An 18002-nucleotide genomic window follows, 5' to 3' on the forward strand; every position below is an offset into this window, starting at 1 on the left:
TGAACAAGGAATGATTGAAATGAACAACATCACTATTTACCACAACCCTCGCTGTTCAAAGAGCCGTGAAACGCTGGCGTTGCTAGAGCAACATGGTATAGAACCACAAGTGGTTTTATATCTTGAAACACCTCCTTCGGTAGGTGAATTAAAGAATTTGTTGAAAGAACTGGGTTTCAACACGGCACGACAGCTTATGCGCACAAAAGAAGAGCTCTACAAAGAGCTGAAACTGGCTGATGACACCCTGAACGAAGAGCAACTGCTTACTGCGATGGTGGAAAATCCAAAACTGATTGAACGCCCTATTGTTGTGAACGGTAGCAAAGTGCGTATTGGAAGGCCACCGGAGCAAGTGCTGGAAATTATTTAACTACGCAGGGGACGCGTAACGCAGCCAACACCGCTGCAGTTTGAATGGTGACGAGTATACATTCCTATTACCTTGTCTGATGGAAGATATATGCAGCGGAAATCCCTTGAAAGTATTGCCCCAGGCCTGATGAACCTGTTGGCTTATGAACGTAGTTGGTTGAAACCTGATATCCGCGCGGGCCTCTCGGTGGCTGCGGTTGCATTGCCAGTGGCGATTGCTTACGCCGAGTTGGCCGGTGTGAGTGCAATTGTCGGCCTTTACTCCTGCATTTTGCCGATGATCGCCTACGCTATTTTTGGATCTTCACGTCAACTGATCGTCGGCCCAGACGCAGCAACATGCGCAGTTATTGCCGCCGTTGTGGCGCCACTTGCCGCTGGCAATACCGAACTCCACTGGCAACTGACTATCGTTATGACCCTGATGATGGGAACATGGTGCCTGATTGCCAGCCGCTTCAAACTGGGAGCAATTGCCGACCTACTGTCACGTCCAATCTTGAACGGGTTATTGAACGGCGTGGCATTGACGATTATCGTTAACCAGATTAGCAAGGTGTTTGGGTATGCATCCCCTTCAAGTGAGTTGATTGAACGCATTTACGCGCTACCAGGAAACTTACTCAACAGCCATTTACCGACGGTCGGAGTCTCGCTGCTGACACTGCTGATCCTGCTTGGTGTTCGTTATTGCCGGCCCAACTGGCCAGCCCCCCTCTTCGCCGTTGTGCTGATTACCTGTTTGACCTGGGGCGCTAATTTACCGCGTTTTGGTGTAGAAACGGTTTCAGCCTATACCGGTGGAGGGTTGCCAATGGTGGAATGGCCAGACTTTAAGCCAGGGTTACTGCGTGATTTGGTAATCCCCGCTTTAAACCTCGCGGTCGTTAGTTTCGTCAGTATGATGCTGACCGTACGCAGCTTTGCGGCAAAAAATGGCTATGAGGTTGATGCTGATCATGAGTTTCGGGCTCTAGGGTTAGTGAATATCGTCTCCGGGCTTTCACAGGGATTTGCTATTAGTGGAGCCAATTCCCGTACCGCCGTGAACGATGCCAACGGGGGCAAGAGCCAATTAGTTTCGGTGATTGCTGCTTTGGCAATTTCTCTGGTGGTCGTTTTTTTTAGCAAACCGCTGCAATTTATTCCTATTGCCGTGCTCGGGGTGGTTCTGATTTACGCCTCTTGGTCGCTGTTGGATATGCGTAGCATCTTCCGGTTACGTAAGCGCAATCGCCGCGCGTTCAGTCTTGCACTGTTTACTTTCTTGAGCGTACTTTTGGTGGGGATCATTCCCGGCATTGGATTGGCGGTTCTACTGGGTTTGCTGCAGTTTCTACAGACTGTCTTCCGGCCTACAGAACAGTTGCTTGGGGTAAATGATCAAGGCTTGATCCACTCGATTGACAGCAGTAACGGCATTAAACCGGTCGACGGCGTCATGATGTACCGCTTTAATTCCCCATTAACTTATTTTAACGTCGCCTATTTCAAACGGCGGATCATCAGTCTGGTGGAAAGCTCACCTTTGCAACCTCGCTGGGTGGTGATTGATGCCGTAGCCAGCTTCACCCATGCCGATGTCAGCGTGCTCGCGGCTATCGACGAGTTGAAACAAGATCTCAAATTACGTGGTATCAGCCTGGTACTTGCAGGTCGTCGAACCGAATTGACCCGGTGGTTTCGCATTAATCGTTCAGAAGATAAGGAACAGGATCTGATCCTGGTTCCTGACCTGTATCTGGCATTAGGGCTTATTCAAAGCAAAGAGAGCAAGGAGGAAGGGGAAACAAACCCGGAATAACTCTTTGCAACTCCTGCCGGTGAAGCCTGTTGGCTGAACTGCCCCCTTTAAATCCCTACAATGGGAGGGGCAGTTTGCCCCAACAAGATGTCAGACATCGTCTTTTGTGCTGAGCTCGAAGGAGCGGAGTAAAAAAGCCAACGCCCATGCGACTTGAAGTATGACGAGTATAATAAGAAAGGTGAATACCTGAAACGGCCATAAGCAGGGCGCTTACAAGTTCAAGATTTCCTTTACGAACGGAATAGTCAATTTGCGCTGAGCGGTAATAGAGGCCCGATCAAGTTGATCCAGTGTCATAAATAGCGTACGCATTTCACGATCCAAGCGCTTTAACAAAAAACGCCCAACGTCTTCAGGCAGTTCAAAACCACGTAACTTGGCACGCAATTGCAATGCCAAAAGTTTCTCTTCGTCGGACAGAGGTTGAAGCTTATAGATTTGCCCCCAGTCAAGACGTGAAGCCAGATCGGGCAGATGCAGATTTAACTGGCGAGGTGGGCGATCGCCAGTAATAAACAAGCGGGTGCGGCCTGTCTCTAAAATACGGTTATAGAGGTTGAAAATCGCCATTTCCCACGCTTCATCACCGGCGATACACTCGATGTTATCGATACACACCAAAGCCAGCTGTTCCATGCCGTCCAGTACTTCTGGCACGAAGTAAGCCCGTTTATCCAGAGGAACATAACCTACCGCATCACCACGTTGCGAAAGTTCGGCACAGGATGCATGCAACAGATGACTGCGTCCCCCGCCCTCGCGTGACCAGAAATAGATATAGCCGCCATATTCCTGATGGATGGCGGATTGAAGCGCAGCTAATAAGGATGGGTTTTCGCCCGGATAAAAACTGGCAAAAGTTTCATCATCAGGAAGATAAAGTGGCAGTGAAAGCTGTGCCGGCGTATTCAGAAAAGCACCTCAACCAAAACTGGCATAAAAACACGGCAAGTCTACCACATAAACCAAGTGCTGTTGAACCCGCAGTGAGAACAATGACACCAATACAATTTTTACCCCAAAACCTGCCTATCCAGCTAAAACAATCCCGGTTCTCGTTCGCTCTTCCACCACCCAACTATATTTCAGCGATATCCTATTCAAGCTACAGCGGTGTAAGCTGAGTTACTCGGCGGCGGCGCTTGGAAAATCACATGTGCTATTCAAATCGGCCTTGACCGGTTTGTCGTCCGGTTAACACATTGAGCAAACCTGAGTATACCCTTCACTCTTCAAGTTGCTTGGGGGTTGGTTTCGTCCTGTTCGCACCAGTCACATAGTGAACTATGCTCTTGGCGACTCTCAGACTTGCCGCCTACATGCGGCCCGAATTATTTTGGGTATATATATTAAAACAAACATATTCACACGCTCAATTTAATATTAAATCACCGAACGATTAAGTCACTAAATTTGCGATCCACCCCCACATTTCGTCTAAATCTCTATATATAATCACTAAAATGTTAAATTAATAAAAGAGGGAGTATTCATGTTTAAAATCAAAAAAAGAATGTATTTGTCGATAGCTTTTTTAACGGCTTTTTTCAGCTTCACCGCACACACAACAGAGTTAACTCATTGGCCTAAGGAACAAGCCAAACAGCTGAGTGAAATGATCGGTGAAAGGGCTAATAAAGGTGACTTTGCCGTTTTCGATATGGATAATACCACTTATAAAAATGACTTGGAGGAGTCGCTCATTCCCTACATGGAAAACAAAGGTATTTTGAAAAGAGAGAAAATAGATCCTTCGTTAATATTAATACCATTTAATGACAGTCTCGGTGAGGCAGAAAGCTTATATAGCTACTATCATCGCCTTTGTGAAATGGATGATTTAATCTGTTACCCTTGGGCTGCGCAGATTTTTTCAGGTTTTACCTTAAGGGAATTAAATCAGCAGGTTGATGAGCTTATGTCACTTAAGGGTAAAATACCCGTTAAATACATAAAAAAAAATAAATTAGAAGAAAAGAATGTTGAACCTCCACGCCCATTACCAGGTATGCAGCAACTCTTTGCAAAATTGCAGGAAAACGGTATTGAAGTATACATTATGAGCGCTGCGCACGAAGAGTTAGTACGCATGGTAGCCAGCAACCCTAAATATGGCTATAACGTAAAACCGCAAAATGTTATCGGCATCAATACCCTGTTGCTCAACCCAAAAACAGGCGAGCTGACCACCGCACGCAAGCAGATAAAAACGAACAATTACCTTCCGGAAAAAAACCAAGACCTGACTATCACACCTTATATTGTTAACCCAATGACCTGGTTCGAAGGCAAAGCTGGTAGTATTATCGGCTACATTGACCAATGGAAAAAACCGGTTTTAGTGGGTGGTGATACGCTTTACTCCGATACCTATATGCTATTGAACAGCACCGATGCTCAAATTGGGAAACGGTTGTGGATCAGCAGAAATCCAGAAACCCTGAAAAAACTCTCGCAATTACAGCAGGAAGCGATAAAACAGCAAAAAACATTAGGCCAACAACCCACCGCCGATAAAAACTGGATCATCGTTAACCAACAAGATATTGAATAAATCGATAAAGGCGGGCATTCACCTTTTTTAGCTGTATACTTGTCATAATTCAAGTTGCTTGACAAATTTCATTGCGTTTTTCATCAAGCAACTCGAATTATTTTTATATATACCCGCCGTTAATATGCCAATGTTACACGTTATTTATGATCTGACCGCTCTTCTGGCACATCGATTACCTCTTCTTCCTTACGGTACAGACTGATCAGTTTAAACAGCAGGCTCAGCCCAATCCCAACGATCGTTGCCAGCGCCATACCTTTCAATTCTGCCGCACCAATATGCACCTTGGCACCGCTAACGCCGATAATCAGGATCACCGAAGTCAAGATCAGGTTTTGTGCTTTGTTGTAATCTACTTTGGATTCAATCAAGACACGTATCCCCGAAGCACCAATCACACCATAAAGCAGAAGAGAAACGCCGCCCATAACCGGCACAGGTACGGCCTGGATCGCCGCCGCCAGCTTGCCCACACAAGAAAGCAGAATAGCCAGAATGGCCGCACCGCCGATCACCCAGGTGCTGTAAACTTTGGTGATCGCCATAACACCAATATTCTCTCCATAGGTAGTATTGGGGGTTGACCCAAAAAAACCGGAAATCACGGTCGAGATACCATTAGCGAACATTGAACGATGCAAACCAGGATCGCGCAGCAAATCTTTCTTGACGATGTTTGCTGTTACTACAAGATGGCCAACGTGCTCGGCAATCACTACCAGTGCCGCTGGCAGGATAGTAAAGATAGCAAACCACTCAAAGCGCGGCGTATAGAAGGTTGGCAAGGCAAACCAGTGTGCTTCACGAATTGGCGTTAGATCTACCACGCCCATAAAGAACGACAACCCATAACCCACCAATACGCCAATCAGGATCGGGATAATGGCCAGAAAACCACGGAACAACACCGAACCTAATACCGTTACGCCCAGCGTCACCAGTGAAATTGTGATAGTAGTGCTGTCTGCTGCTGTACCTTCAGCAGGCAGCAATCCGGCCATATTGGCTGCCACACCGGCTAATTCCAAACCGATCACGGCAACAATTGCGCCCATCGCCGCAGGTGGAAACATCACATCCAGCCAGCCTGTACCCGCCTTCTTGACGATCAGAGCTACCAGACAGAACAGTACACCGCACATAATAAAGCCGCCGAGAGCAACCTCATAACCCAACGGCAACAGCAGCAGCACTGGTGATATAAATGCAAAGCTGGAACCGAGATAGGCCGGGATCTTGCCCTTACAGATGAATAAATACAACAACGTACCAATGCCGTTAAACAGCAGGACGGTCGCCGGGTTGATCTTGAACAAGATTGGCACCAGTACCGTCGCGCCAAACATGGCGAAGAGGTGCTGGAAGCTAAGTGGAATTGTCTGTAACAGCGGCGGACGTTCGCTAACGCCAATGGCGCGACGGGTCATGTTGTCTTTTCCTCTGAGTTATTTTCAGTCGTGTAAACGTAGTAATAAATGTTCTACTAATTTCAGGGCGCCACCAATGGTGCAGAAACCTGAAAAAAGAACGTAAAAAAGCCGACTCTCTGGTCGGCTTATATTTATTTAGTCCCAAATATCTTATCGCCCGCATCGCCTAAACCAGGAACGATATAACCTTTTTCGTTCAAGCACTGGTCAATAGAGGCGGTATATAACTCAACATCAGGGTGTGCTTTCTCCAGTGCAGCGATCCCTTCTGGAGCAGCAACCAATACCAATACCTTGATACTGCTACAACCGGCTTTTTTCAGCAGATCGATAGTCGCGATCATCGAACCGCCAGTAGCCAACATCGGGTCAACAACCAACGCCATGCGTTCAGCAATATTGGATACCAGTTTCTGGAAATACGGCACCGGCTCCAAGGTTTCTTCGTCACGATACACACCAACCACGCTGATGCGTGCGCTCGGCACGTGCTCAAGTACCCCTTCCATCATGCCTAACCCTGCACGCAGAATTGGCACAACGGTAATTTTTTTCCCTTTTATCTGTTCAACTTCAACTGGCCCGCACCAACCTTCGATGGTCACTTTTTCCGTCAGCAGATCGGCAGTCGCTTCATAGGTCAGCAAACTACCCACTTCGGAAGCCAGCTCACGAAAGCGTTTAGTACTAATATCATGTTCACGCATCAGACCAAGCTTGTGTTTAACCAGCGGGTGTTTCACCTCAACGATCTTCATTATTTTTCTCCTATTAAGGCGATTGACGGCCAAAAAACCGCGGGATTATAACGCCTTTTTGTCATCACGCCACTACCATTAGCCGGATCAAGATCAACAAAACGCTGACTATCCAGTGCGCTCCTTATACGGGTCAGACGGTGGAGTACTCAAATTGCCTGCGCCAAGAGGCTTTGAGGTTCCCCTATTGGCAACGTTTAACGAAATGAAACATTATTGAAGTTAATGCCTGTTCCTTTTGAGCCTAATTTTCATAGCAATCACCAGGACAGGAACAGGCAATGGGTTCAGTTTTACCGACGTTACCAACCCGTTGATAAAATTAGCGTCTCTAGACCACACCTTCCAGTCATAGCATTAACCTTTGTGGAAAGTCTCACATGAGATCGCATCTTTAGGTAAACCGTTCGGTTGAGGGACATAACGGATTGCCCCTATGTCGAAATTTATCGCCTCGGCAGTATAAATGAGGAAAGGTGTGCTCATCATTTGGTAAGACATACCCGTTTCTACCAAACACTGAACAGGGATCTTAATTGTAGACCAGTTGCTTGAGGGTTCAGGGAGAACATCGGCTATGTTCACTTCACCACGACAAGGGTACTCACAATGCGTAGACAAATTCACAAGCGCTGGGTGACCCGAATTGACACGCATATCAAACTCGATAGTCGCGTTAGCATTTACATAGCGGCTGTAATCAGCCCCCTTGCCGTCAGGTGTTTGCATATAGATTTGAGCAGCCGACTTACCTACAAACTCTCCGGTTTCCCCGGTGAAATTAACGTTAAGTGCTGATTGTTGCATACCTTGATAGTCGATACCTTTGGTCGTAACGGCACCAATGGTCGTTTCGCCTTTCGTTATCTCGACCTTAGACCAACCGTTGATATCGCCTGACATGGCAGCCACAAACTCGCCTTTAGCATCCTTACCGTAGATCTCCAAGGGAGTATCGGCTGTCCCTATATCTGGAGCAGACATTCCGCAGCCGTAATCACGTGGATCAAGTGGAAGATTATTTAAGTCCTTTTCCGTTGCCAAAACGTCTGTTTTGCCCGCATAGTTCAGACCATAACCGTATGGAAAGAGTTGTCTATATTCACCATCAAGTTCTTGCTCTATCACTTCTCCTGTGATCCCATCGACAGGCGTAGCATAATTTTTAATATTTGGAGCCGCACGGTTAATCGTAGTTGAACACTTGGTGGCTCCCCATGTATAGGATAATTTGCCTTTAAAATCTTTGTCACCGAAAAGAACATCCGTAATTCCCAACCCCTCCGTGCCGGGTAACCATGCCGCGACAAAAGCGTCAGAATTATTGATCTCTTCATTGATATACAAAGGGCGCCCGGAATAGAACACCGTGACCACTTTAAACCCCTGCTTTTTGAGGGAGTGAATCAGTTCTGAATCTTGCTTATACTCCGATTTGAGTGAAGCAAACTCAAGTGACTGAGATTTTGTAATATCGCCAAACATTTCAGCATAGGGATCTTCACCAATAACCACTACTGCCAATGCTTCTTCAGGCTTGGCAGCTGCAATATCGGTAATGACATTATCTTCACCTACCACGCTTTTCATTGCCATAAGCATGGTTTGCGCATTCGGGAAGTCTTTTTCAATGGTGTTACCATCCCCTTGCCAAGATAGTGACCATCCTCCTGTTTGTTTGGTGATATCATTGGCAGCGGACCCCACAACCAGGTATTTCCCCCCTCTCTTAAGAGGCAGTGTTTGTGCTTCGTTCTTCAACAGTACCAGCGATTCAGCGACCGCTTGACGCGCTATCGCAACGTGTTCAGGAGCACTGAGTATTTCCTGCTTACCAGCCAAAGCACGCTGGCTTGGCATCGGTTTTTCCCACAAATTTGCACGCATCTTCACACGTAGAATACGCGTTACCGCATCGTCAATGCGCTCCATCGGGATAATGCCCGATTTAACCTGATCGATAACGTTTTGATAAAAGGCATGCCAATCATTACGAGATGTCACCATGAAAATGTCGTTGCCTGCAATAACGGCTTGCGGACAGTTAGCAGCGGAGCAACCATTAATTTCAGCTTGGCCATTCCAGTCAGTCACGACCAAACCGTCAAAACCCATTTTACCTTTGAGAACATCAGTGATGAGGTACTTAGACCCATGGATTTTCTGGTTTTGCATATAGTCAGACCCATTACTTGAAGCCTGATAATCTTTATTACCCACCATTGGATCGTAGTTGGCAGGGTTCCACCAAGAGTTAAAGGAACTCATCACAACCTGCGCACCTGCATTCAAACCACCGATATATCCCATGGCATGGATATTACGCAGATACTCTTCTGTATAGCGGTTTTGCCCGTGATCGACACCGTGAAGCGTTCCGCCATCGCCGAGCCAATGTTTCACGTTAGAAATAACGTTATACTCCCCCTTTAATCCCTCCTCGCCCCCTTGAATACCTTGGACCATGCGTTTTGCATACTCATAAACGATTTCAGGATCTTCAGAATACCCTTCATATACCCGTCCCCAACGGTAGTCACGCGGCGTGGCAACCGTCGGTGCAAAAGTCCAGTCTAACCCGGTAGCAACAACCTCTCGCGCTGTCACTTCACCGATTTTTTCAATCAGATCTGGGTTACGGGCTGCTCCCAAACCAATATTGTGAGGAAAAACAGTCGCCATAAATACGTTGTTATGGCCGTGTACCGCATCGGTTCCCCACATAAATGGAACCCTGAATCCACGCCCTTCATAAGCACGTTCGATCGCTAACCAATATTTGTCTGCTTCCTTCGCCCAGTCTTCAGCCGTAGCGTACTTATTGCCTGCAGGAAATGCACCGCCACCATTCAAGATCGAACCCAGTTTAAATTTCTCAGCCTCTTCGGGGGTAACATCGCGTAAGTCTGGCTGTACCATCTGCCCTATTTTTTCCTCTAGCGTCATCATAGAAACAATACGCTGTATTTCCGCCTCCATAGCAGGATCTTTTTTGATTACGCTATTAACATTTTCCCAATCGGAGAAGTAAGGTAAAGTAGTACTATTTGGTGAGGTAGTACTGTTTCTGTTAGTAGCACTTCCAATATTATTGCTACCACCGTCACAACCAACTAGCGCAAGAGAAATAAACACACCAATAAATACATTATTCGTTTTGATCACGACGTTCCTCTCTGAGTGAAAAATATAGCTATAAGCAGAATGTTCCTAACCTTTAAAATTCGTGAATAACGTTAACAACACACAAAAAAAAATACTAAGATATATTTCACAGATCGAAATAAATACGTTTTTAGTTTTAATTAAATAAATCGAATTTCAGCAAGTCCTCATTCCGGTGAGAACGTGTGATTTTCCTCAGGGGCACAGCCGAACCCTATGACCAAACTTTCTGCCAGCAATCTACTTGCCCGCGAGACATGCGCTACAGAGGGCAGTCTGAAAATTAGCGCTGTTCCACAAGGTTCTCGCAAACGTTTGCTTACACTGTTAGAATTGCTGCGCCTTGTTCCGGTATCACCACCGGAAGCACCATTTTCAAACCGCAAACCGTCGTGGGGATCGCGCAGTGACCGACAAAACCACTCTCAGCTATAAAGACGCAGGTGTCGATATCGATGCTGGCAACGCATTGGTAGATCGCATCAAAGGTGTAGTAAAACAGACCCGCCGTCCAGAAGTTATGGGTGGTCTTGGAGGGTTTGGTGCTCTATGTGCACTACCGCAGAAATACCGCGAACCAATACTGGTTTCAGGCACCGACGGCGTAGGCACCAAACTGCGCTTGGCAATGGATCTAAAACGCCATGACACCATCGGTATCGATCTGGTGGCGATGTGTGTTAACGACTTGGTAGTTCAAGGTGCAGAACCCTTGTTTTTCCTAGATTACTATGCCACAGGCAAACTGGATGTAGAGACGGCTACCAGCGTCATAACGGGGATTGCCGAAGGCTGTAAACAAGCCGGCTGTGCATTAGTGGGGGGAGAAACCGCTGAAATGCCGGGAATGTATCACGGGGAAGACTACGACGTGGCAGGTTTCTGCGTGGGCGTGGTTGAGAAATCCGAAATTATCGATGGTAGTAAAGTACAATCTGGTGATGTGTTGATTGCCTTGGGAGCGTCGGGGCCACACTCTAACGGCTACTCGTTGGTACGCAAAATTCTGGAAGTAAGCGATACCGACCCCAGCACGGTAATGCTTTCTGGCAAACCGTTAGCCGACCATCTGCTCGCACCTACCAAGATTTATGTCAAATCCATACTTAAACTGATTGAAAACGTCAACGTTCACGCCATAGCACACCTGACCGGTGGCGGTTTCTGGGAGAATATCCCGCGCGTGCTACCAGAAGGAATACAAGCGGTGATCGACGAATCAAGCTGGCAGTGGCCTGACATTTTCGGTTGGTTACAGCAAACCGGTAACGTCAGCCACCACGAAATGTATCGCACGTTTAACTGTGGTGTCGGTATGGTCATTGCGCTGCCAGAAGAATCAGTAGAAAAAGCGCTTACCTTATTGACTGCTGCAGGTGAAAAAGCCTGGAAGATCGGTAAACTGTCGGCTTCTTCAGACGAGCAACAAGTGGTTATTCAGTGATGAAAAATATTGTGGTATTGATCTCTGGCCAAGGGAGCAATCTCCAGGCACTGATTGATGCCTGCCAGCAAGGCCGTATTGCCGCCAACATTATGGCGGTATTCAGCAATAAGGCTCAAGCTTACGGACTACAGCGCGCCAAGGAAGCAGGTATTGCCACCCATACCCTGGATGCCAAAACCTTTGCCGATCGCGAAGCGTTTGACAGCGCGCTGGCACAGGCCATTGATCAATACCAACCCGACCTGCTGGTACTGGCTGGTTATATGCGTATCCTCAGTAACGCCTTCGTGCAGCACTACCAAGGGCGCATGCTGAATATCCACCCTTCTCTGCTGCCAAAATATCCTGGATTGCATACGCACCGTCAGGCTATTGACAATGGCGATAGTGAGCACGGTACTTCAGTGCACTTCGTCACTGAGCAACTCGACGGTGGCCCAGTGATCCTGCAGGCCAAAGTACCTATCTTCCAAGACGATGAAGAAGATGACGTGATTGAGCGGGTGCAAACTCAGGAACATACTATTTACCCATTAGTAGTAAATTGGTTCATTGAGGGCAGATTAGCAATGCGTGACAACGCAGCCTGGTTGGACGGAAAACGCTTGCCCTTGCAAGGATATGCAGCGGACTAATGGCTGTACTCTGAAGGTTTATCAAACGGTGTCCTGCAAGGCACCGTTTTTTTTCACCAGAATCTATTATCTGAAGTTATACTTTTCACACTTTTACGATATGGAGAAACATGCATGCCCAGCAATGCCAGCGTCAGACTTCGCCCACTGGAGCGCGATGATTTGTCTTTCGTCCACCAGATGGATAACAACGCCAGTGTTATGCGTTACTGGTTTGAAGAGCCGTATGAAGCCTTTGTTGAGCTTGCCGACCTATATGACAAACATATTCACGATCAGAGTGAGCGGCGTTTTATCATTGAACATGAGGATGCCAAGGTAGGGCTGGTTGAACTGGTAGAGATAGACCATATTCATCGCCGTGCCGAATTTCAAATCATTATCGACCCGGCACATCAAGGCAAAGGCTATGCCAGCACTGCCGCCAAACTGGCGATGGATTACGGTTTCTCGGTGCTAAACCTCTACAAACTGTATCTGATAGTCGACAAAGAGAACCCGAAAGCCATTCATATCTACAGTAAACTGGGATTTGAAGTGGAAGGCGAGTTGATTGACGAATTCTTTGTGAATGGTGAATACCGTACCGTACTGCGTATGTGCATCTTCCAACCACAGTATATGGCAAAATTCAGACCCCGACAGCAAGGCGGTAATCCTCGGGGTCAGTAACAGAAAGACAAGGAGGATAGCCTCTCTAGGAGCACAGTGACGTTGCGATTTCTCACCCTCGCTACTCACTAACCTTTATGAGTAAACTGAGTGATGAATTAGTGCATATTATTGAGTATCATCCTGTGCAAGACGGCTCGCTCCAAAGAAACAATGATGTTGGTTGCTAGCAGATAACGCAGGCATACCGCAATTTGTTGCAGAATGGAATCCAAACGGCCTGAAAACATGCGCAATTACAACTTATTATGGTGTCTATGGGTATTATGGGCCTTGTTTATAATACTCTGGCTGACGGGGTTCAGCTTCACCGAGTACAACTTAAACAGCGTGTTACCGGCAGCTTTGCTGTTGGTGACCATCGTGATTATCTACAAAATAGCAAGGATGAATAAAATGTTGTCATTCAGTAAGCAAAAAAAAGCCATTAATGAACCCAATATACAGGAAACGCTTGAAAATCCTGCCTCACAACCCATCTCTCCTGCCGAAACGGTAGCCTTGGCAGAGATTGCTGACGCTATCAAACCGGTTCGCGCCAAAAAAGACACGTTTATCTCTAATGGGTCCCAGTTCACCGGTGTGATAGAAGGCGACGGTAACATTGTTGTAGAAGGAAAGGTGGAAGGAAATATCATTTGCACGCATATGGTTCGCATTGAAAACAGCGGCCATGTCAAAGGCGAAATCCGTGCTCAACAGATCACGATTAATGGTTCAGTCGAGGGGCGTTGCTACGCTGATACACTGTCAATTCAAGCCAAAGGCAGCATCCGTGGTGATATTTTTGCCGACGAAATCTCCATTGAAAAAGGTGGTATCTTCATTGGCCAGTCACAACTCATGCAAAAAACCTCCCAACAGTCTCAACCTGCCCCAACAAAAGTTACTTCACTCAAAACTGCCAGCGATGCCGTCGAAATACTGGATATTTTGCAAAACAAACCATCAAAATAACGACACCCGAGTAACTTCAGACGCCGATAAAAAACGGTCTCTGAGCGATAGACCAATTTGGGGCCGCTCGTTGTAGCGGGCCCATGGATGGGCCGAATAATGCAGCCGCTTTCAACGGCATGGCAACAGAGATAACACACCTTCAGCCACAATATCATCTTCCGTTCGCCGTTGCGCAGCGACGTAAAACTCGACAACACAATCCACTACAGCATCTGTGCATGAGTAAGCCCACAGCGCTAACGAACTTTGTCGCCGTGAAATCGGTATCCGATAGACGGTCTCTTCTGTTACTACCGGCAAAATTAATAACGCCAGGCTGTGAAGCCTGCATTGATAACACCGGAGATATGTTGGACATTCCAGTCAATCTCTCGCAATAATGAAATAAGAGATTAGGTTGTGCCTTTCAACTTGATAACAGGCTGTTAGGTCTGCGACAGCACTCCAGACCATAATAAAGTGAGGCAGTCTAAGGAACACAACCTGGAGCAGTATTCGGGCGCCATGTCCCGGATCCTTTTCTGAAACTGAACTGGAGTGGCAATGGGTCAGGAAAAGCGCTATATCGACAAAGAATTAAGCTGGTTATCTTTTAATGAACGAGTATTACAGGAGGCCGCTGATAAAGGTAATCCGTTAATAGAGCGGATGAGATTCCTGGGTATTTACTCCAATAACCTCGATGAGTTCTACAAAGTCCGTTTTGCCGACCTGAAGCGGCGTATATTGATCAACGAAGAACAAGGCTCAGCCGGTACTTCACGTCATTTGCTGAAAAAAATCCAGGCCAAAGTATTAAAAACCGATCAGGAGTTCGACAGCCTGTATAACGATTTGCTGTTAGAAATGGCTCGTAATCAAATCTTCCTGATCAACGAACGCCAAGTGTCTGAGAACCAGCAAATCTGGTTGCGGCAATACTTTAAGCAACATCTGCGCCAACACATAACCCCGATTGTGATCAACCACGATACTAACCTGGTACAGTTCCTGAAAGACGATTACACCTATCTTGCGGTAGAGATTATTCGTGGTATACGCACCGATTATGCATTACTGGAAATTCCTTCCGATAAAGTACCTCGCTTCGTTAATTTGCCACCAGAAGCCCCCCGCCGCCGCAAACCAATGATTCTTTTAGATAATATCCTTCGTTATTGCTTAGGTGATATCTTCAAAGGCTTCTTTGATTACGATGCACTCAACGCCTATTCGATGAAAATGACCCGCGATGCGGAGTACGACCTGGTGACTGAAATGGAGTCCAGCCTGTTGGAACTTATGTCCTCCAGCCTGAAACAGCGTCTGACCGCCGAACCGGTACGTTTTGTTTATCAGCGCGACATGCCAAATGAAATGGTGGAACTGTTACGCAATAAATTAGGCATCTCCAACTATGACTCCGTCATTCCTGGTGGCCGTTACCATAATTTTAAAGACTTCATCAGTTTCCCTAACGTTGGCAAAGCCAATCTTGTCAATCCGCCAATGCCCCGTCTGCGCCATATCTGGTTCGATAAATTCCGTAATGGCTTCGATGCAATCCGCGAAAAGGATGTATTACTGTACTATCCGTACCATACTTTCGAACACGTACTGGAACTACTGCGCCAAGCATCATTCGATCCGAGCGTGTTAGCAATCAAAATCAATATTTACCGCGTAGCCAAAGACTCACGCATCATTGAGTCGATGATCCACGCTGCGCATAACGGCAAAAAGGTGACCGTTGTAGTAGAACTGCAGGCACGTTTTGACGAAGCCGCCAATATCCATTGGGCGAAACGACTGACAGAGGCTGGCGTACATGTCATTTTCTCCGCACCAGGGCTAAAGATCCACGCCAAACTATTCCTGATCTCCCGCCGTGAAGGCGATGATATTGTGCGCTACGCTCATATAGGTACCGGAAACTTTAACGAGAAAACGGCCCGTATTTATACCGACTACTCGTTACTTACTGCTGATTCGCGCATCACTAATGAGGTACGTCGAGTATTCAATTTCATTGAAAATCCATACCGACCAGTCACTTTCGATAATTTGATGGTTTCACCACAGAATTCACGCCGGATGTTATATGAGCTGATCGACCGCGAAATTGCCAACGCATTGTCGGGTGAAAATGCCAGCATTATGCTGAAAGTGAATAATCTGGTGGATACTGGGCTGGTAGATAGGTTATATACCGCCTCCGCCGCTGGCGTTAAAGTCCGTCTGTTAGTTCGCGGCATGTGTTCTTTGATCCCTAACCAAGCAGGAGTCAGCGAAAATATTCAAGTAATCAGCATCGTAGATCGCTTTCTGGAACATGATCGGGTTTATGTATTTGAAAACAAAGGTGACAAGCGGGTCTATCTCTCTTCTGCAGATTGGATGACGCGAAATATAGATTACCGCATCGAAGTGGCCGTATCCCTGTTGGACCCAACGTTAAGACAGCGTGTTCTTGATATTTTGGAGATCCTGTTCAGCGATACAGTAAAAGCCCGTTACATTGATAAAGAACTGAGCAACCAGTATGTGCCGCGCGGTAATCGCCGCAAAGTACGTGCACAGGTGGCTATTTATGAGTATTTAAAAGCTCTGGAACAACCATGAAACTAGGCCAGCAACTATGCCACTAAAAAACACCACAACCAATAAACCGTTAGAGATCGCTGCCATCGATCTCGGTTCAAACAGCTTCCACATGGTGATCGCACGGATCGTGAACGGCGCTTTACAGGTATTAAGCCGTTTAAAACAGCGCGTACACCTTGCCGATGGTTTAGACAGCAATAATGTGCTTAGTGAAGAGGCAATGGAAAGAGGCTTGGCCTGCCTGACGCTGTTTGCTGAACGGCTACAAGGTTTTCCCGCTGCAAACGTCACCATAGTCGGTACTCATACTTTGCGCCAGGCAGTCAACGCAGAGGTGTTTCTAAAACGAGCAGCAAAAGTGATCCCTTATCCGATCGAGATTATTGCAGGTCAGGAAGAGGCTCGCCTTATCTTTATGGGAGTAGAACACACTCAACCAGAGAAAGGCCGTAAATTGGTGATAGACATCGGTGGTGGCTCTACTGAATTGGTGATTGGTGAAGACTTTGAGCCTTTGCTGGCGGAAAGCCGGCGCATGGGTTGTGTGAGCTTTGCACAACAGTTTTTCCCTACAGGGGAAATCAATAAGACCAACTTCAAGCGCGCTCGTCTGGCTGCGGCACAAAAGCTGGAAACCTTGGCCTGGCAGTATCGCATTCAAGGCTGGCAATATGCATTAGGCGCTTCTGGCACCATCAAAGCGACCTATGAGGTTCTGGTAGCAATAGGCGAAAAAGACGGTTTGATTACCCTTGACCGCCTTGAGATGCTGGTAGAGCAAGTGTTGCAGTTTAAAAATTTCAGTGCCATCAGCCTGCCAGGGCTGTCTGAAGAACGTCAATCAGTCTTTGTATCCGGGCTGGCAATTTTGTGCGGTGTATTCGATGCGTTGGCCATTCGCGATTTGCGGCTGTCCGATGGTGCGTTGCGTGAAGGTGTGCTGTACGAGATGGAAGGCCGCTTCCGCCATCAGGATATTCGTAGTCGCACGGCAATAAGTCTGGCTGAACACTATAATATCGACCGTGAACAAGCTAAACGCGTCTTGCAAACAACCGAACTACTGTACGCTCAGTGGATGGCGCAAAATACCAAATTAGTACAGCCACAACTCGCAGCACTATTAAGATGGGCCGCTATGCTGCACGAGGTCGGGTTGAGCATCAATCATAGCGGCATGCATCGCCATTCTGCCTATATTCTGCAAAATACCAACCTGCCTGGCTTCAATCAGGAGCAGCAAACATTGTTGGCCACACTTGTACGTTTCCATCGTAAAGCAATAAAACTTGAGGAATTACCAAGGCTGAATCTGTTCAAGAAAAAACATTATCTGCCGTTGATTCAACTGTTGCGCTTAAGTACGTTGCTTAACAACCAGCGGCAAGCTACCACCACACCTGAGACTCTGCGCCTGAACACCGATGATAACCACTGGACGCTGCGCTTCCCTGCCGGCTACTTGACCCAAAACAACCTGGTTCAATTGGATTTAGAGCAAGAACAGGCGAACTGGAATGATGTTGTCGGCTGGAAATTGATCATTGAAGAAGAGATTACACAAAGCGAAGACCCCCTCGCATAGCAGAGCCGTACTCGGCCTGTTTACAGGC

The 18002-nt window shown here is 47.0% G+C and carries 15 protein-coding genes; 11 read left to right on the top strand and 4 right to left on the bottom strand.

What is annotated here, in order from left to right:
• The first annotated feature begins 19 nt into the window (after positions 1-19).
• The gene (gene arsC, locus OK023_RS10975) at positions 20-373 is read left to right on the top strand and encodes an arsenate reductase (glutaredoxin) (protein WP_317692763.1); all 354 of its coding nucleotides are present in this window, start codon (positions 20-22) and stop codon (positions 371-373) included.
• 90 nt (positions 374-463) lie between these two features.
• Positions 464-2179: a SulP family inorganic anion transporter gene (locus OK023_RS10980; protein ID WP_317692764.1), complete on the top strand. Its 1716-nt coding sequence runs from the start codon at positions 464-466 to the stop codon at positions 2177-2179.
• A 213-nt stretch (positions 2180-2392) separates the two neighbouring features.
• Here OK023_RS10980 and hda read toward each other — a convergent pair whose 3' ends face one another.
• Complete coding sequence (hda, locus tag OK023_RS10985; RefSeq protein WP_317697656.1) at positions 2393-3094, bottom strand: DnaA inactivator Hda; 702 nt, start codon at positions 3092-3094, stop codon at positions 2393-2395.
• Between hda and OK023_RS10990 the strand changes: the two genes are divergently transcribed.
• Together OK023_RS10990 and OK023_RS10995 are read left to right on the top strand one after the other, a co-directional pair.
• Positions 3010-3306: a hypothetical protein gene (locus OK023_RS10990; RefSeq protein WP_317692765.1), complete on the top strand. Its 297-nt coding sequence runs from the start codon at positions 3010-3012 to the stop codon at positions 3304-3306. The genes hda and OK023_RS10990 overlap by 85 nt on opposite strands.
• A 368-nt stretch (positions 3307-3674) precedes the next feature.
• Positions 3675-4736 (top strand): haloacid dehalogenase-like hydrolase, encoded by a 1062-nt coding sequence (locus tag OK023_RS10995; RefSeq protein WP_317692766.1) that lies wholly within the window; start codon positions 3675-3677, stop codon positions 4734-4736.
• Between the two features lie 140 nt (positions 4737-4876).
• On the opposite strand, the gene uraA is transcribed toward OK023_RS10995, so the two are convergent.
• The 3 genes from uraA to OK023_RS11010 all read right to left on the bottom strand — a co-directional run bounded on the left by uraA (position 4877) and on the right by OK023_RS11010 (position 10092).
• Entirely contained in the window at positions 4877-6166 is a 1290-nt protein-coding gene (gene uraA / locus OK023_RS11000) for a uracil permease (RefSeq protein ID WP_317692767.1), read from the bottom strand.
• 134 nt (positions 6167-6300) lie between these two features.
• The gene (gene upp, locus OK023_RS11005) at positions 6301-6927 is read right to left on the bottom strand and encodes a uracil phosphoribosyltransferase (RefSeq protein WP_317692768.1); all 627 of its coding nucleotides are present in this window, start codon (positions 6925-6927) and stop codon (positions 6301-6303) included.
• Positions 6928-7284: 357 nt separating this feature from the next.
• The gene (locus OK023_RS11010; RefSeq protein ID WP_317692769.1) at positions 7285-10092 is read right to left on the bottom strand and encodes a glycoside hydrolase family 3 protein; all 2808 of its coding nucleotides are present in this window, start codon (positions 10090-10092) and stop codon (positions 7285-7287) included.
• A 406-nt stretch (positions 10093-10498) separates the two neighbouring features.
• Between OK023_RS11010 and purM the strand changes: the two genes are divergently transcribed.
• The 7 genes from purM to ppx all read left to right on the top strand — a co-directional run bounded on the left by purM (position 10499) and on the right by ppx (position 17974).
• Positions 10499-11536 (top strand): phosphoribosylformylglycinamidine cyclo-ligase, encoded by a 1038-nt coding sequence (gene purM, locus OK023_RS11015; RefSeq protein ID WP_317692770.1) that lies wholly within the window; start codon positions 10499-10501, stop codon positions 11534-11536.
• A complete protein-coding gene (gene purN / locus OK023_RS11020) occupies positions 11536-12174 on the top strand; it encodes a phosphoribosylglycinamide formyltransferase (RefSeq protein ID WP_317692771.1) in 639 nt (212 codons plus the stop codon). The genes purM and purN overlap by 1 nt, the downstream gene beginning before the upstream one ends.
• Positions 12175-12288: 114 nt before the next feature.
• Positions 12289-12846 carry a spermidine N1-acetyltransferase gene (gene speG / locus OK023_RS11025; protein ID WP_317692772.1) on the top strand — a complete coding sequence of 186 codons (558 nt, stop codon included), beginning with the start codon at positions 12289-12291 and terminating at the stop codon, positions 12844-12846.
• Positions 12847-13112: 266 nt separating this feature from the next.
• The gene (locus OK023_RS11030) at positions 13113-13241 is read left to right on the top strand and encodes a hypothetical protein (RefSeq protein WP_317692773.1); all 129 of its coding nucleotides are present in this window, start codon (positions 13113-13115) and stop codon (positions 13239-13241) included.
• A 1-nt stretch (position 13242) separates the two neighbouring features.
• The gene (locus OK023_RS11035) at positions 13243-13803 is read left to right on the top strand and encodes a polymer-forming cytoskeletal protein (RefSeq protein ID WP_317692774.1); all 561 of its coding nucleotides are present in this window, start codon (positions 13243-13245) and stop codon (positions 13801-13803) included.
• Between the two features lie 546 nt (positions 13804-14349).
• Entirely contained in the window at positions 14350-16407 is a 2058-nt protein-coding gene (ppk1, locus tag OK023_RS11040; RefSeq protein WP_317692775.1) for a polyphosphate kinase 1, read from the top strand.
• A gap of 16 nt (positions 16408-16423) precedes the next feature.
• Positions 16424-17974 (top strand): exopolyphosphatase, encoded by a 1551-nt coding sequence (gene ppx / locus OK023_RS11045; RefSeq protein WP_317692776.1) that lies wholly within the window; start codon positions 16424-16426, stop codon positions 17972-17974.
• The last annotated feature ends 28 nt before the right edge of the window (positions 17975-18002 follow it).

It is taken from the genome of Serratia sp. UGAL515B_01 (assembly GCF_033095805.1).
In the GTDB taxonomy this organism is placed as follows: Bacteria; Pseudomonadota; Gammaproteobacteria; order Enterobacterales; family Enterobacteriaceae; genus Chania.

Bases quoted from the DNA above. Each gene is read 5' to 3' on its own strand.
- ppx (WP_317692776.1), top strand. From the start codon at position 16,424: ATGCCACTAAAAAACACCACAACCAATAAACCGTTAGAGATCGCTGCC.
- arsC (WP_317692763.1), top strand. From the start codon at position 20: ATGAACAACATCACTATTTACCACAACCCTCGCTGTTCAAAGAGCCGT.
- OK023_RS10990 (WP_317692765.1), top strand. From the start codon at position 3,010: ATGGGTTTTCGCCCGGATAAAAACTGGCAAAAGTTTCATCATCAGGAA.
- speG (WP_317692772.1), top strand. From the start codon at position 12,289: ATGCCCAGCAATGCCAGCGTCAGACTTCGCCCACTGGAGCGCGATGAT.
- OK023_RS10995 (WP_317692766.1), top strand. From the start codon at position 3,675: ATGTTTAAAATCAAAAAAAGAATGTATTTGTCGATAGCTTTTTTAACG.
- OK023_RS11030 (WP_317692773.1), top strand. From the start codon at position 13,113: ATGGGCCTTGTTTATAATACTCTGGCTGACGGGGTTCAGCTTCACCGA.
- purN (WP_317692771.1), top strand. From the start codon at position 11,536: ATGAAAAATATTGTGGTATTGATCTCTGGCCAAGGGAGCAATCTCCAG.
- ppk1 (WP_317692775.1), top strand. From the start codon at position 14,350: ATGGGTCAGGAAAAGCGCTATATCGACAAAGAATTAAGCTGGTTATCT.
- upp (WP_317692768.1), bottom strand. From the start codon at position 6,927: ATGAAGATCGTTGAGGTGAAACACCCGCTGGTTAAACACAAGCTTGGT.
- OK023_RS10980 (WP_317692764.1), top strand. From the start codon at position 464: ATGCAGCGGAAATCCCTTGAAAGTATTGCCCCAGGCCTGATGAACCTG.
- uraA (WP_317692767.1), bottom strand. From the start codon at position 6,166: ATGACCCGTCGCGCCATTGGCGTTAGCGAACGTCCGCCGCTGTTACAG.
- OK023_RS11035 (WP_317692774.1), top strand. From the start codon at position 13,243: ATGTTGTCATTCAGTAAGCAAAAAAAAGCCATTAATGAACCCAATATA.